Source organism: Agrobacterium larrymoorei, from assembly GCF_005145045.1.
Taxonomy (GTDB): Bacteria; Pseudomonadota; Alphaproteobacteria; order Rhizobiales; family Rhizobiaceae; genus Agrobacterium; species Agrobacterium larrymoorei.
Map to the genome: position 1 here is coordinate 1,297,123 of NZ_CP039692.1, position 13,367 is coordinate 1,310,489.

The window sequence follows — 13,367 nt, forward strand, 5'->3', positions numbered from 1 at the left end:
AACCGATCGGTCGGCGATATGAGATGTTCGTCCCGGCCAAGCTAAGTACCAAGGGAGGAGCCGCGTGTACGAAGCCTTTATCTGCGATGCCGTGCGCACGCCCATTGGTCGATATGGCGGACCTCTGTCTTCCATTCGTGCCGATGATCTTGCGGCTTTGCCTGTGAGCGCGCTCATCGACCGTAACCCTTCGGTCGACTGGTCCAAGGTGGACGATGTCATCTATGGATGTGCCAATCAGGCCGGTGAAGATAATCGCAATGTCGGTCGCATGGCGGTTTTGCTGTCCGGCCTGCCGGTTTCCATTCCTGCGACGACGATCAACCGGCTGTGCGGCTCCGGCATGGATGCCATAGGCATGGCTGCCCGCTCCATACGATCCGGTGACTGCGATTTCGTGATTGCAGGCGGTGTGGAAAGCATGAGCCGCGCGCCATTCGTGATGCCCAAGGCCGAAAGCGCGTTCTCTCGTTCGAACGCGATTTACGATACGACGATTGGTTGGCGGTTTGTCAATCCGAAGATGAAGAACGCGTTCGGCGTTGATTCCATGCCGCAGACGGCGGATAATGTCGCTGCAGATTTTGCCGTAAGTCGCGAGGATCAGGATGCCTATGCTGTGCGCAGCCAGTCCCGTTGGGCGGCTGCGAATGCTGCCGGTATCTTCGCCGAAGAAATCGTGGCGGTTCATGTGCCTCAAAAGAAGGGTGAGCCGCTTGTTGTCGATACCGATGATCATCCGCGTCCCGGAACGACCATAGAGCAATTGTCGAAGCTCAAGGGCGTGAACGGTCCAGATTTTTCGGTAACTGCGGGTAATGCGTCTGGTGTGAATGATGGCGCGGGCGCGTTGATCGTCGCAAGCGAAGCGATGGCGAAGGCTCAAGGGCTGACGCCGAAGGCGCGGGTCGTGGCCATGGCCGCCGCAGGGGTCGAGCCCAGGGTCATGGGCATTGGCCCGGTTCCGGCGGTGCATCGTGTTCTCGAGCGTGCAGGTCTGTCGCTCGAACAGATGGATGTGATCGAGCTCAACGAAGCATTTTCTGCTCAGGCACTCGCGGTTTTGAGACAGCTTGGCCTTCCAGATGATGCGGAGCATGTGAACCCCAATGGAGGCACAATCGCTCTTGGCCATCCGCTGGGAATGAGCGGCGCAAGACTTGTGATGACAGCCGCCTACCAGCTTCAGCGCCAAGGTGGACGCTATGCGCTCTGCACCATGTGCGTAGGCGTCGGTCAGGGCATTGCCATCATTCTCGAACGCGTTTGACGCGTCAGCAGGAGGAAAGATCATGTATGCGCAGATGGTGAAAACGGATGCCACCCGTGTTCAATCTCTCAGCGAGATGGAGCCGCAGGACCGGGCTTTTCAAGAGCGGATCGACGCCGGGCAAAAGATCGAGCCGAAGGAGTGGATGCCGGAGGGTTACCGCAAAACTCTGGTGCGTCAGATCAGCCAGCATGCGCATTCGGAGATCGTTGGCCAGCTTCCCGAGGGAAACTGGATTACCCGTGCGCCGACTCTGGAACGAAAGGCTATCCTTCTTGCCAAGGTGCAGGATGAGGCAGGCCACGGCCTCTATCTCTACTGTGCAGCGGAAACGCTCGGCATCACCCGTGACCAGATGTATGAACAGCTTCATTCCGGCAAAGCGAAATACTCCTCGATCTTCAACTATCCGACGCTGACATGGGCCGATATCGGAGCGATCGGATGGCTGGTCGACGGTGCGGCCATCATGAATCAGGTGCCTTTACAGCGCTGTTCCTACGGGCCTTATGCCCGTGCCATGGTGCGTATCTGCAAGGAGGAAAGCTTCCATCAGCGTCAGGGCTACGATGCATTGATGCGCATGGTGAAGGGTACGCCTGCGCAAAAGGCCATGGTTCAGGATGCGCTGAACCGCTGGTGGTGGCCATCCCTGATGATGTTCGGTCCTTCTGACGATGCTTCCGTTCACTCCGCGCAATCGATGGCCTGGAAGATCAAGCAGAATTCGAACGACGAGCTGCGACAGAAATTCGTCGATCAAACGGTTCCTCAAGCCAAATATCTCGGGCTGACCGTGCCGGACCCAGATCTCAAATGGAACGAGGAAAAAGGCGGTTACGATTTCGGCGAGCCGGATTGGGAAGAGTTCTTCAATGTAATTGCAGGCAATGGCCCGTGCAATGTCGAGCGCCTGAACGCGCGCAAAACGGCCTGGGAGAATGGCGCATGGTTCCGGGACGGTTTGACTGCGCATGCCGAAAAGGCAGCGGAGCGCAGGGCAGCTGCCCGGATCGCGGCTGAATAAGGGAGAGAGCATGATGTCGAGTGAATGGCCGCTTTGGGAAGTCTTCATCCGGGGCCAGCATGGTCTCAATCACCGCCATGTTGGAAGCCTGCATGCGCCGGATGCGGAGATGGCGATCAATAATGCCCGCGATGTTTATACCCGGCGTAACGAGGGGGTGAGCATCTGGGTGGTGAAGTCTGCCGATATCACTGCCAGCGCACCCTCGGAGAAGGGGCCGCTGTTCGATCCGTCGAATTCCAAGGTTTATCGTCATCCGACTTTCTTCGATATTCCCGATGAAGTGGGGCACATGTGATGTCGGGCGCCGCAATCGATCCCACCGTTCGTGACGATGCGCTTTTCGAATTTCTTCTGCGCATCGGCGATAACGCGCTCATCCTCGGGCACCGCGTGTCCGAATGGTGCGGGCATGCGCCAGCACTGGAAGAGGATATCGCGCTTGCGAATACGGCACTCGATCTGATCGGCCAGACGAAGCTTTGGCTTGGTCTGGCAGGCGAGGTCGAGGGCAAAGGTCGATCAGCGGATGATCTTGCCTATCTGCGAGATGGCTATGATTTCCGCAATATTCTTCTGGTCGAACGTCCGAATGGTGATTATGGCCGCACCTTGATGCGCCAATTCCTGTTCGATGCCTGGCATTATCTGCTTCTGAAATCGCTGAAAGGCTCATCGGATCAGCGCATCCGCGAGATCGCCGAGAAGGCGTTCAAGGAAGTGTCTTACCATCTGGAGCGCAGCAGCGATCTTGTCATCCGGCTGGGTGATGGTTCGGCGGAAAGCCACCGCCGCATGCAGGAGGCCTTGGATGAACTCTGGCCCTTCACGGGTGAAATGTTCATGAGCGATACGCATGACGAAAAGCTGGTCGAGGCTGGCGTCATCCCGCAGCCCGAGAGCCTGAAAGAAGGGTGGAATGCGCTCGTTGCCGAGACGTTGATGGAAGGTCTGCTGAAGAAGCCCGATGATGGCTATATGCATAAGGGTGGACGGCGTGGCGTACACACGGAGCATCTTGGCTACATTCTGACCGAGATGCAGTTTTTGCAGCGCGCCTATCCGGGCGCAAGCTGGTAGGCGGCGGTTATGAACGCGGCTCCACGCCCCTCGCTGGATCAGGTATGGCACTGGCTGGCTCAGGTGCCGGACCCGGAGATACCGGTCATCTCCCTTACGGATCTCGGCATTATCAGGGATGCGCGATGGCAGGATGACATGCTGGTGGTGACGGTAACGCCGACCTATTCGGGCTGTCCAGCCACCGCTGTCATAAATCTCGATATCGAGGCTGCGCTGAATGAGCGAGGTGTCAGCAAGGTCAGGCTGGAGCGTCAGCTTTCACCTGTCTGGACGACGGACTGGATCAGCGCCGAGGGGCGCGAAAAGCTGAAGGCCTACGGTATCGCCCCGCCGGTCGATGGAACGGCGGCGGACGGTTTGCTGATGAAGCGCATAGACCGGCTCTCGGGACGTTCAAATCTGACCATCGTCTGTCCGCGATGCGGATCGGCGAACACCGAAAAGATCAGCCAGTTCGGCTCGACGCCCTGCAAGGCGAGCTATCGGTGCACCGACTGTCTGGAGCCGTTCGATTATTTCAAGTGCATTTGATCCATAGGAAAAGGGTCCGCCCATGGCACGTTTTCATCCACTGACCGTCACCGACGTTAGACGCGAAACACGCGATGCCGTTGTCGTGACATTACAGCCATCCGAAGAGGATCGCGCGATCTTCGATTTCACGCAGGGTCAATATCTCACATTCCGCCGCATGTTCGGAGACGAGGAGCTTCGCCGTTCCTACTCCATTTGTGCGGGCAAGAATGAAGGTGTCCTGAAGGTCGGCATCAAGCGCGTGGATGGCGGCTGTTTTTCCAGCTGGATCAACGAAAGTCTGAAGCCCGGCGATATGTTGGAAGCCATGCCGCCCATGGGGGCATTTTTCACCGCGCTGGAGCCAGATATTGCCAAGCATTATCTCGGCTTTGCCGGAGGCAGCGGAATTACGCCGGTGCTTTCCATTATCAAGACGGTGTTGGCCCGGGAGCCGAAGGCGCGCTTTACGCTGGTTTACGCCAACCGCCAGATCAACTCCATCATGTTCCGCGAAGAGCTGGAGGATATCAAGAACCTCTATCTCGGGCGGTTTTCCGTTCTGCATATTCTGGAAAGCGAGGCGCAGGAGATCGATCTGTTCACGGGCCGTATCGATGGCGAAAAATGCGCGGCGCTGTTTAAAAACTGGATAGACATCCGGTCCATCGCCACCGCCTTCATTTGCGGCCCAGAGCCGATGATGCTGGCCATCGCTGCGGCGCTGCGGGAGCATGGGCTTCGCGAAGACCAGATCAAGTTCGAACTTTTTGCCTCCTCCCAACCAGGGCGCGCGCGGCGCGCAGCCGCGGCAGCGATGGCGGCGGATCAGGTGCGTAACTGTCAGGCAACCGTCACGCTGGACGGTGCGACACGGACATTCACCTTTCCGAAACAGGGACAAAGCCTGCTGGATGCTGCGCTGGAGAACGCGTTGGACGTTCCCTATGCCTGCAAAGCCGGTGTCTGCTCCACGTGTCGGGCCCGTGTTCTCGAAGGTGAGGTGGAGATGGAGGTCAACCACGCATTGGAGGATTACGAGGTTCGTCAGGGATACGTCCTGTCCTGTCAGTGCTACCCGTTAACCGATCGTATCGTTGTCAGCTACGACCAGTAGCGGCGGACTTTCGGCAATAGCCAAACAACGATGCCGCCCTCCCTCAGTGACGGTCAAAGCTCTTGATTTGCTTTCCGCTGGATCGATTTGAAAGGAACAGAAATGAACATCATGGCAAACCGGCCCCGCCGGCTTGAAAGCTATGTTGCTGGCCAATGGGTCGTCGGTGCTAAAGAAGGCGTGCCTTTGCTCGATGCATCGACCGGAGCCCACGTTGCGTTCATCGATTCCACCGGCATAGATTTCAAGGCGATCCTGACCTATGGGCGCGAAAAGGGCGGCCCCGCGCTGCGCCGCATGTCTTTCCATGAGCGGGCCGCGATGCTGAAGGCTCTCGGTCTGGCCCTGATGGACCGCAAGGAAGAGTTCTACGCGCTTTCCACCGCCACCGGCGCTACCCGCGCCGACAGCTGGGTGGATATCGAGGGCGGTATCGGCACCCTGCTTTCCTACGCCTCCAAGGGGCGGCGCGAACTGCCCAACACGCGGGTACTGCTGGATGGTGACGTGGAACTGCTGTCCAAGGACAACACCTTCTCCGCGCAGCACATTCTAAGCCCTCTGCAGGGAGTAGCCGTCCATATCAATGCGTTCAATTTCCCGTGCTGGGGCATGCTGGAGAAACTTGCTCCGACATTGCTGGCGGGGGTCCCAGCCATCGTCAAACCCGCAAGTCAAACAGCCTATCTGACCGAACTCATGGTTCGTCGTATCATCGAAACGGGAATACTGCCCGATGGCGCGTTGCAACTCGTCTGTGGATCGGTGGGCGATCTGCTCGATCATGTCGAGGGACAGGATGCGGTGACGTTTACCGGTTCTGCCTCGACCGGTCAGCGCCTCAAGACGCATAAGGCAATCGTGCAGAATTCGGTGCGCTTCACCATGGAGGCGGATAGTCTCAATGCCGCTGTGCTCGGTCTCGATGCCGCGCCGGGAACGCCGGAATTTGATCTCTTCGTGAAAGAGGTGGCGCGCGAGATGACGGTGAAGGCCGGGCAGAAATGCACGGCGATACGCCGTGTCATTGCGCCGCGATCTTACAGTGAGGCGCTCATCGACAGCCTGCGCGCTCGTCTGGGGCAGACGGTCGTCGGCAATGTCGCTGATGAGGCCGTTCGCATGGGTCCGCTTGCGAGTCTCGATCAGCGTGAGGAGGTGCGAGCCCGAATTCGCGATCTTTCAGTGGATGCGGAAATCGTGGCGGGCAATCCCGACAGCCCCAATATCCAGTCAGGCGATGTCGAGGCCGGTGCGTTTCTCGATCCTGTTCTGCTTTACTGCGACAAGCCTGCTTCGGCGTCTGCCATCCATGATGTCGAGGCTTTCGGCCCGGTCAGCACCGTCATGCCTTACGATACTGCGCAAGAGGCTGTTCATCTCGCTTATCGCGGCAAGGGAAGTCTCGTCGCTTCCGTTTTCACCAACGATCCAGCCTTTGCGGAAGACGTCGTTTTGGGTCTCGCACCCTTTCATGGTCGTGTCATGATCGGAAATCGAGCCAGCGCCAGATCGTCTACGGGGCACGGCTCGCCTTTGCCGGGTCTGGTTCATGGTGGGCCGGGGCGTGCAGGCGGTGGTGAAGAGCTGGGTGGCATCCGTGGCGTCAAACACTACATGCAACGCACTGCGATTCAGGGCGCGCCGACGATGCTGTCTGCTGTCACAGGCCGATGGATGCAAGGGGCTGAAGCCGTGCATTCGGACCGGCATCCTTTCCGCAAATCGCTCGCCGAGCTGAAGATCGGCGATCAGCTGCTGACCGAATCTCGCACTGTAACGCTGGAAGACATCGAGCATTTTGCCGGTTTCACCGGAGACACATTTTACGCCCATATGGACGAGGAAGCTGCCAAGGCAAATCCGTTCTTCGAGGGTCGTGTCGCGCACGGTTACCTCATCGTCTCCTTTGCCGCAGGCCTGTTCGTCGATCCGGCGCCCGGTCCGGTTCTTGCCAATTACGGCGTGGACAATCTTCGCTTCCTCACGCCGGTCAACCCCGGAGATGCACTGAAGGTGCAGTTGACCTGCAAGGAAATCAATCCACGCATCAACGCGGATCATGGAGAGGTGAGATGGGATTGCAACGTCACCAACCAGACGGGTGCCACGGTTGCACAATATGATGTTCTGACCATGGTCGCCAAAAGCTGGAGCTGACGGCTATGCGCCAGATATATGCGTATGACGATGTCGTGCCGGTCATTCATCCCGATGCATTCGTGCATCCCGCGGCAGTGATTATAGGTGACGTGATCATCGGGCCCGCCTGCTACGTCGGGCCCGGTGCGGTGCTGCGCGGGGATTTCGGACGCATCGTTCTGGAACGAGGATCGAATGTACAGGAGACCTGTGTCGTACACAGTTTTCCCAATCTCGAGGTCATCATCGAAGAGGATGGCCATATCGGCCATGGCGCGGTGCTGCATGGTTGTCACATCGGTCGCAACGCCATGATCGGCATGAACGCGGTGGTGATGGATCAGGCCGTGATCGGTGAAAACGCGATCGTCGCCGCGATGGCCTTCGTCAAGGCGGGGGCCGAAATTCCGGCCAATAGTCTGGCGGTGGGATCACCTGCACGGGTCATCCGCGAACTTTCCGCCGAAGAAATCAAGTGGAAGCGTGAGGGGACAGGCGTTTATCAAAGGCTGGCGCTGGAAGCGAAAGACAAGCTGAAGCCGGTGGAGCCGCTGACGGCAATCGAGCCCGACCGACGCCGGATCAAGGCCCCGGAATATGATCCGCTTATTCTGGAGCGGCTGAAGCTGGAAGGCTGACTTGTGGCGCCTGAAGCATGCATTAGTGTACGGCCTTGACCCCTTCGAGGATCAACGTCGTTGCAATTTCCGCATATTGGTCTCTCGTAATCGGGCCATCGGGGCGAAACCACATATAGACCCAGTTCATCATGCCGAAGAGCGACATCGTAACGGGCATCAGGAGGGGGCGATCCTTGTCGAGATCAGGGTTGATGTCCCGGATGACATTGGAAAAACGCTTTACAATTTGACGCTCGATGGCTCGCAATTCGGCAAGTTGCTCTGCCGATAGAGCATTGGTGCCATTGAGCTGAACCTTATGCTCATTATCGCGGCCTTCGTAGTTTTTCAGAACCGCTTTCACCAGCAGGCGCAGACGGTCCTGCGGCGACACGTCTGTCCGGTCGGCGGTCTCTATTGCGCCGCTCAATTCCGTCAGATGCGTGCGCACGATATCGAAGATCAACGCGTCCTTGCTCGGATAATAATGGTAGAGAAGCGCTTTCGAGACACCGCTATGCGAGGCGATCATCGACATGGAGGCTTTCTCCATGCCCATCTCCGCAAACACTGCCGCAGCGTTTGATAGAAGACCACGCTGTTTTTCCTCGAAATCAACTGCGCGCGTGCGTGCCATGGTTCCTGCTCTGCTGATGTGTGCCTGGATTTGCGACGGGGAGGGTGGTTACCCTCCCTATACACAGTAAAGCCTGCGCCGTGCTATCCCGGCGTTTCATTCTTTCGGTCGATTATCCACCACGCGCTTCGCTTTGCCCTCCGAACGGATAATGCCACCCGGCTCGTGGACTGCAATTTTCGTGGAGACCCCGACGATGCTCTTGATGTGATGCGCAAGTTCCTTGATCGAACCGGCACGCGCAGTTTCATGCGCGGCATCCGGCGTGCACTCAACGTGAACCGTCATGTCATCCATACGTCCCGCGCGCGTGAGTTCGATCTGGAAATGCGGTGCCAAACCGCGACATTTCAATATTTGTTCCTCGATCTGCGTCGGAAAGACGTTCACGCCCCGCAATATCATCATGTCATCCGAACGCCCCGTCACCTTTTCCACGCGGCGCATGGAGCGGGCGGTGCCGGGAAGCAGACGTGTCAGATCACGCGTGCGATACCGGATGATGGGCAATCCTTCCTTGGTCAGCGTGGTGATCACCAACTCGCCGATCTCCCCATCCGGCAGCACTTCCCCGGTTTCGGGATGAATGATCTCGGGATAGAAATGATCCTCCCAGATGTGCAGTCCGTCTTTCGTTTCAACACATTCATTGGCAACACCGGGGCCCATGACCTCGGACAGGCCATAGATATCGACAGCATGCATGTCGAAAGCCTGCTCGATTTCGGCGCGCATGGCGTTCGTCCAGGGCTCGGCCCCAAAAATTCCGACAGCCAGAGAGCTTTCCCGAGGATCGATGCCGTGCTTGCGGAATTCATCGAGGATGGAGAGCATATAGGAAGGCGTGACCATGATGATCCGCGGCTTGAAATCCATCATCAACGTGACTTGCCGCTCAGTCATGCCACCGGAAATCGGCACGACCGTACAGCCCAGTTTCTCCGCACCATAATGTGCGCCTAGACCGCCGGTGAACAGGCCGTATCCATAGGCGACATGCACGATATCGCCGGGGCGACCGCCCGATGCGCGGATCGAGCGGGCTACCACGGTTGCCCAGGTATCGATATCGTTCTTCGTATATCCGACGACCGTCGGTTTGCCTGTGGTGCCGGAGGACGCATGGATACGGGCGAGTTTCTCGCGCGGCACCGCGAACATGCCGAAGGGGTAGGTATCGCGAAGATCTTTTTTCGTGGTGAAGGGAAATTTTGCCAGATCGGATAAGGTCTTCAAATCAGATGGATGAATGCCAGCCTGTTCGAAGCGCTGGCGATAAAAAGGTGAGTTTTCGTATGCGTGGTTCAAAGACCACTTCATGCGCTTGAGCTGGAGCGCGGAAATTTCGTCGCGCGATGCCGTCTCTATCGCTTCCAGATCTCCCGGACGGGGGGAAAGGTCTTCCATATGCTTGTCTCCTCCAAGTATACGAATGGGTAGTATCGCGCCTGCTCACTCCGGCAGGTGCGTGCCCTTTATTGTTCGCGAGTGGCCGCGAAATTCCGCGATCTGCTCGCCCTCCTGATTGGTGATACGGATGTCATAAATCCCGCTGCGTCCCTGTCGCAGAACCTCATGAGCCGTGGCCGTCAGCCTGTCGCCCTTCAAGGCGGGAGCGATGAAGGTCACTGAACAATGCTGCGCGACGGTTCGCTGGTTGTAGGTGTTGCAGGCAAATGCGAAGGCGGAATCCGCCAGCGTGAACATGTAGCCGCCATGGCAGGTGCCGACACCATTGGTCATGTTTTCGGTAATGGTCATGGTTATGGCTGCCTTGCCCGGGGCAACGGAGATGATTTCCATGCCAAGATGACGGCTGGCATTATCTTCGTCCCACATGGCTTTGGCGCAGGCTTCGGCAAGGGCTTGAGGGGAAAGATTCGACACGCTCATTTTCCCTTGAATTCCGGTTTGCGCTTCTGGAGAAATGCGGCAACGCCTTCGGCATAATCTGCGCTTCGGCCCGCTTCCCGCTGGAGGTCGCGCTCGAGATCGAGCTGTTGATCCAGTGAATTCGTTGCAGCGGCCTGGATGGCGCGTTTGGTCATTCCCAAACCGCGCGTCGGCCCGGCGGCAAGCTTCGCCGCAAGATTGTACGCCTCATCCAAAAGCTTGTCGTCATCCACGACACTCCAGATGAGGCCCCATTCCGCAGCGCGTTCCGCGCTGAGTGGCTCTGCGGTCAAGGTCAGTGCCTTTGCGCGCGCTTCGCCGATCAACCGAGGCAAACTCCATGTTCCGCCGGAGTCCGGCACGAGGCCGATTTTCGAGAAAGATTGAATGAAGCGTGCAGACCGTGCGGCGAGGGTAATATCGCAGGCCAGCGCAATGTTGGCGCCAGCGCCTGCGGCCACCCCGTTGACGGCGCATATGACCGGCTTCTCAAGGCTGCGGATGAGGCGCAAAAGCGGATTGTAATATGTTTCGATCGTATGACCGAGATCCGGTACGCCCTTGCTCGGGTCGCGGTCGCCTAAATCCTGTCCCGCGCAGAAGCCTCTTCCCGCACCGGTTAGCAGAACAGCGCGAACCTCATCGTCGGCATGGGCCCGCTCGAATTCGGTGCGCAGCGCAACGTGCATTTCCTCATTGAAGGAATTGAGTTTGTCCGGGCGATTGAGTGTAAGCGCGAGAACGCCATCGGCAAGCGCCGACAGGATCGTGTCGGAATCTGACATTTTACCTCCCTGCCGCCTTTCCCAATGGCGACGATAAAAAATCTCTTGCATAGACCGACCGGTCAGTCAATTATAAAGCTCCAGATGGGGAGGAGATTTTCGCTGAGAGCAGGTCAGGCGCCTTCACCGGGTGCCAGCCGCTACCAGTATAGGGGAGTTTTTGCCTCAGTCATCGTCGTTGTTTTTGGGAGGAGAACCGACATGAAACTTACGCTTACCACCACCGCGCTCGCGCTCATTATCGGGTGTGCTACGCCTGCTTTTGCCGAAATCAAGATCGGCGCTACGATTTCCGAAACCGGCCCGGCTTCTTTTTTGGGAGATCCCGAGGCCAAGACGCTGAAGATGCTCGTTGAAGACATCAATGCGAAGGGAGGCGTCAATGGCGAGCAGCTAAAGCTCGTGATCTATGACGATGGAGGCGATCCGAACAAGGCCCGGACTTTTGCCACACGTCTGGTCGAGGATGACGAGGTGGTCGCAGTCATCGGCGGTACGACAACGGGAACATCCATGGCGGTGATCCCGGTGCTCGAAGATGCCGAGGTGCCTTTCATCTCATTGGCGGGCGCGATTGAAATCATCGATCCGGTCCGGCCTTACACCTTCAAGACGCCGCACACCGACCGCATGGCCTGCGCGAAGATTTTCGAAGACATGAAGAAGAACGGTATCGGCAAAATCGGCATGATTTCCGGTTCGGACGGCTTCGGCGCTTCCATGAAGAAGCAGTGCCTGTCGATCATCGGCGATTACGGTATCGAAGTATTGGCCGATGAGACATACGGCCCGACGGACGCCGATATGACACCGCAACTGACCAACATCAAAGGCAAAGAGGGCATCCAGGCGGTGCTCAACCCCGGCTTCGGACAGGGGCCAGCGATCATTACGCGCAATTATGCTCAGCTGGCCGTCGGTTTGCCGCTTTATCAGTCCCATGGGGTGGCGTCGGACGGGTTCATAGATCTGGCAGGAAAGGAGGCTGCGGAAGGTGTTCGCCTGCCGGGAACGGCTTTGCTAGTCGCCAAGCTTTTGCCGGAAAACGATCCGCAACGGGCAGTCGTTACCGCCTATAAGGAGGCTTACGAGAAGGCAACCGGCAAGTCGGTTTCCACCTTCGGCGGCTATGCCCATGACGCCCTGTATATCCTGGTCGACGCCCTGAAGCGTGCAGGCAGCGCGGAACCGTCCGACATTCGTGACGCAATAGAGGCGACCAAGGGGCTCGTCGGCACCACGGGCACCGTCACCATGTCAGCCGATGACCATCTGGGTCTCGACCTCTCTGCCTTCCGAATGCTGCGGATCGAAAAAGGCGGCTGGACAATCGTCGAGTGATCGCCTGCTGGCCGCTGCCTTGAGCAGTGGCCAGCAGACACCGTCTTGCGCGAAGTGGAGGCCTCTATGCCCGAATTGCTGCAATTTTTTCTATCCGGGATCACTGTCGGTGCGGTCTACGCGCTGGTCGCGCTCGGCTTCACGATCATCTACAACGCTTCCGATGTGGTGAATTTCGCTCAGGGCGAGTTCGTCATGCTGGGCGGGATGATAACCTTTTTCGCCCATGCGGCAGGCGTGCCGCTTCCGATTGCCGGATTGATTGCCATCATCGCGACAGCCGCAATTGGCGTAGCGCTTAACAAACTTGCCATAGAGCCCGCACGGGGTGCGCCGGTCGTATCGCTGATCATCATCACCATTGGCGCATCTATCTTCATACGGGGTGCCACGCAGCTGGTTTTTGACAAGCAGTTGCATAGATTTCCCGCCTTTTCCGGCGATCAGCCGATCTCCATTGGCGGCGCGACAATTCTTCCGCAAAGTCTATGGGTCATCGTTGGCGCGCTTGCGGTTTTTACGGCTCTCTGGCTGTTCTTCACGCGGACCCTGATTGGGCGCGCCGTCCTGGCGACTGCAAACAATCGCGTGGCCGCTCAACTGGTCGGCATCAACACCAACTTCGTCATGACGCTGTCATTCGCGATGTCTGCCGCCATCGGCGCCCTGGCAGGTGTGCTGGCCACGCCAATCACGCTGACCAGCTATGATGTCGGCCTTTCCTTGGCACTGAAAGGATTTGCAGCCGCCATGCTGGGCGGCATGGGCAATCCCAAAGGCGCGCTGATCGGCGGCTTGTTGCTCGGCATTCTCGAAGCGATGACCGCTGGCTATCTCAGTTCGCAATACAAGGATGCCGCAGCATTCGTCGTCATCCTTGCCGTGCTCTTTGCCATGCCGCAGGGCCTGTTTGGCCGAACATCGACGGATCGGGTCTGA

At 58.0% G+C, this 13,367-nt stretch carries 14 protein-coding genes; 10 read left to right on the forward strand and 4 right to left on the reverse strand.

Features of this window, described 5'->3' with window-relative positions:
• The first annotated feature begins 64 nt into the window (after nt 1-64).
• From pcaF to CFBP5473_RS20305, 8 genes are all read left to right on the forward strand, one after another.
• On the forward strand, nt 65-1,270 hold the full coding sequence (gene pcaF, locus CFBP5473_RS20270; protein ID WP_027675146.1) for a 3-oxoadipyl-CoA thiolase: 1,206 nt from the start codon (nt 65-67) through the stop codon (nt 1,268-1,270).
• Between the two features lie 22 nt (nt 1,271-1,292).
• The gene (paaA, locus tag CFBP5473_RS20275; RefSeq protein ID WP_027675145.1) at nt 1,293-2,297 is read left to right on the forward strand and encodes a 1,2-phenylacetyl-CoA epoxidase subunit PaaA; all 1,005 of its coding nucleotides are present in this window, start codon (nt 1,293-1,295) and stop codon (nt 2,295-2,297) included.
• 13 nt (nt 2,298-2,310) lie between these two features.
• The gene (gene paaB, locus CFBP5473_RS20280) at nt 2,311-2,595 is read left to right on the forward strand and encodes a 1,2-phenylacetyl-CoA epoxidase subunit PaaB (RefSeq protein WP_027675144.1); all 285 of its coding nucleotides are present in this window, start codon (nt 2,311-2,313) and stop codon (nt 2,593-2,595) included.
• Nucleotides 2,595-3,377 (forward strand): 1,2-phenylacetyl-CoA epoxidase subunit PaaC, encoded by a 783-nt coding sequence (gene paaC / locus CFBP5473_RS20285; protein ID WP_037170924.1) that lies wholly within the window; start codon nt 2,595-2,597, stop codon nt 3,375-3,377. Before paaB ends, paaC begins: the two co-directional genes overlap by 1 nt.
• Nucleotides 3,378-3,386: 9 nt before the next feature.
• The gene (gene paaD, locus CFBP5473_RS20290; RefSeq protein WP_027675142.1) at nt 3,387-3,911 is read left to right on the forward strand and encodes a 1,2-phenylacetyl-CoA epoxidase subunit PaaD; all 525 of its coding nucleotides are present in this window, start codon (nt 3,387-3,389) and stop codon (nt 3,909-3,911) included.
• Nucleotides 3,912-3,933: 22 nt separating this feature from the next.
• Nucleotides 3,934-5,010, forward strand: a complete 1,077-nt coding sequence (paaE, locus tag CFBP5473_RS20295; RefSeq protein ID WP_027675141.1) for a 1,2-phenylacetyl-CoA epoxidase subunit PaaE — start codon at nt 3,934-3,936, stop codon at nt 5,008-5,010.
• Between the two features lie 102 nt (nt 5,011-5,112).
• Nucleotides 5,113-7,170 carry a phenylacetic acid degradation bifunctional protein PaaZ gene (gene paaZ / locus CFBP5473_RS20300; protein ID WP_027675140.1) on the forward strand — a complete coding sequence of 686 codons (2,058 nt, stop codon included), beginning with the start codon at nt 5,113-5,115 and terminating at the stop codon, nt 7,168-7,170.
• A 5-nt stretch (nt 7,171-7,175) separates the two neighbouring features.
• Complete coding sequence (locus CFBP5473_RS20305; protein WP_027675139.1) at nt 7,176-7,790, forward strand: transferase hexapeptide repeat family protein; 615 nt, start codon at nt 7,176-7,178, stop codon at nt 7,788-7,790.
• Between the two features lie 22 nt (nt 7,791-7,812).
• Here the strand turns inward: CFBP5473_RS20305 and CFBP5473_RS20310 are convergent, their stop codons facing one another.
• From CFBP5473_RS20310 to paaG, 4 genes are all read right to left on the reverse strand, one after another.
• Nucleotides 7,813-8,409, reverse strand: a complete 597-nt coding sequence (locus CFBP5473_RS20310; RefSeq protein WP_027675138.1) for a TetR/AcrR family transcriptional regulator — start codon at nt 8,407-8,409, stop codon at nt 7,813-7,815.
• A gap of 96 nt (nt 8,410-8,505) precedes the next feature.
• Nucleotides 8,506-9,816 (reverse strand): phenylacetate--CoA ligase PaaK, encoded by a 1,311-nt coding sequence (paaK, locus tag CFBP5473_RS20315; protein WP_027675137.1) that lies wholly within the window; start codon nt 9,814-9,816, stop codon nt 8,506-8,508.
• A 45-nt stretch (nt 9,817-9,861) separates the two neighbouring features.
• Nucleotides 9,862-10,302 carry a hydroxyphenylacetyl-CoA thioesterase PaaI gene (paaI, locus tag CFBP5473_RS20320; protein ID WP_027675136.1) on the reverse strand — a complete coding sequence of 147 codons (441 nt, stop codon included), beginning with the start codon at nt 10,300-10,302 and terminating at the stop codon, nt 9,862-9,864.
• Nucleotides 10,299-11,087 (reverse strand): 2-(1,2-epoxy-1,2-dihydrophenyl)acetyl-CoA isomerase PaaG, encoded by a 789-nt coding sequence (gene paaG, locus CFBP5473_RS20325; RefSeq protein ID WP_027675135.1) that lies wholly within the window; start codon nt 11,085-11,087, stop codon nt 10,299-10,301. Before paaG ends, paaI begins: the two co-directional genes overlap by 4 nt.
• Nucleotides 11,088-11,288: 201 nt before the next feature.
• Between paaG and CFBP5473_RS20330 the strand changes: the two genes are divergently transcribed.
• Together CFBP5473_RS20330 and CFBP5473_RS20335 are read left to right on the forward strand one after the other, a co-directional pair.
• A complete protein-coding gene (locus CFBP5473_RS20330) occupies nt 11,289-12,428 on the forward strand; it encodes an ABC transporter substrate-binding protein (protein ID WP_027675134.1) in 1,140 nt (379 codons plus the stop codon).
• Nucleotides 12,429-12,494: 66 nt separating this feature from the next.
• The gene (locus CFBP5473_RS20335; protein WP_027675133.1) at nt 12,495-13,367 is read left to right on the forward strand and encodes a branched-chain amino acid ABC transporter permease; all 873 of its coding nucleotides are present in this window, start codon (nt 12,495-12,497) and stop codon (nt 13,365-13,367) included.

What these genes read in the sequence shown, in the direction of transcription:
- paaA (WP_027675145.1), top strand. Translation starts at nt 1,293, where the DNA reads ATGTATGCGCAGATGGTGAAAACGGATGCCACCCGTGTTCAATCTCTC.
- paaG (WP_027675135.1), bottom strand. Translation starts at nt 11,087, where the DNA reads ATGTCAGATTCCGACACGATCCTGTCGGCGCTTGCCGATGGCGTTCTC.
- paaD (WP_027675142.1), top strand. Translation starts at nt 3,387, where the DNA reads ATGAACGCGGCTCCACGCCCCTCGCTGGATCAGGTATGGCACTGGCTG.
- CFBP5473_RS20330 (WP_027675134.1), top strand. Translation starts at nt 11,289, where the DNA reads ATGAAACTTACGCTTACCACCACCGCGCTCGCGCTCATTATCGGGTGT.
- CFBP5473_RS20310 (WP_027675138.1), bottom strand. Translation starts at nt 8,409, where the DNA reads ATGGCACGCACGCGCGCAGTTGATTTCGAGGAAAAACAGCGTGGTCTT.
- paaZ (WP_027675140.1), top strand. Translation starts at nt 5,113, where the DNA reads ATGAACATCATGGCAAACCGGCCCCGCCGGCTTGAAAGCTATGTTGCT.
- paaE (WP_027675141.1), top strand. Translation starts at nt 3,934, where the DNA reads ATGGCACGTTTTCATCCACTGACCGTCACCGACGTTAGACGCGAAACA.
- paaI (WP_027675136.1), bottom strand. Translation starts at nt 10,302, where the DNA reads ATGAGCGTGTCGAATCTTTCCCCTCAAGCCCTTGCCGAAGCCTGCGCC.
- paaK (WP_027675137.1), bottom strand. Translation starts at nt 9,816, where the DNA reads ATGGAAGACCTTTCCCCCCGTCCGGGAGATCTGGAAGCGATAGAGACG.
- CFBP5473_RS20335 (WP_027675133.1), top strand. Translation starts at nt 12,495, where the DNA reads ATGCCCGAATTGCTGCAATTTTTTCTATCCGGGATCACTGTCGGTGCG.
- paaC (WP_037170924.1), top strand. Translation starts at nt 2,595, where the DNA reads ATGTCGGGCGCCGCAATCGATCCCACCGTTCGTGACGATGCGCTTTTC.
- paaB (WP_027675144.1), top strand. Translation starts at nt 2,311, where the DNA reads ATGTCGAGTGAATGGCCGCTTTGGGAAGTCTTCATCCGGGGCCAGCAT.
- CFBP5473_RS20305 (WP_027675139.1), top strand. Translation starts at nt 7,176, where the DNA reads ATGCGCCAGATATATGCGTATGACGATGTCGTGCCGGTCATTCATCCC.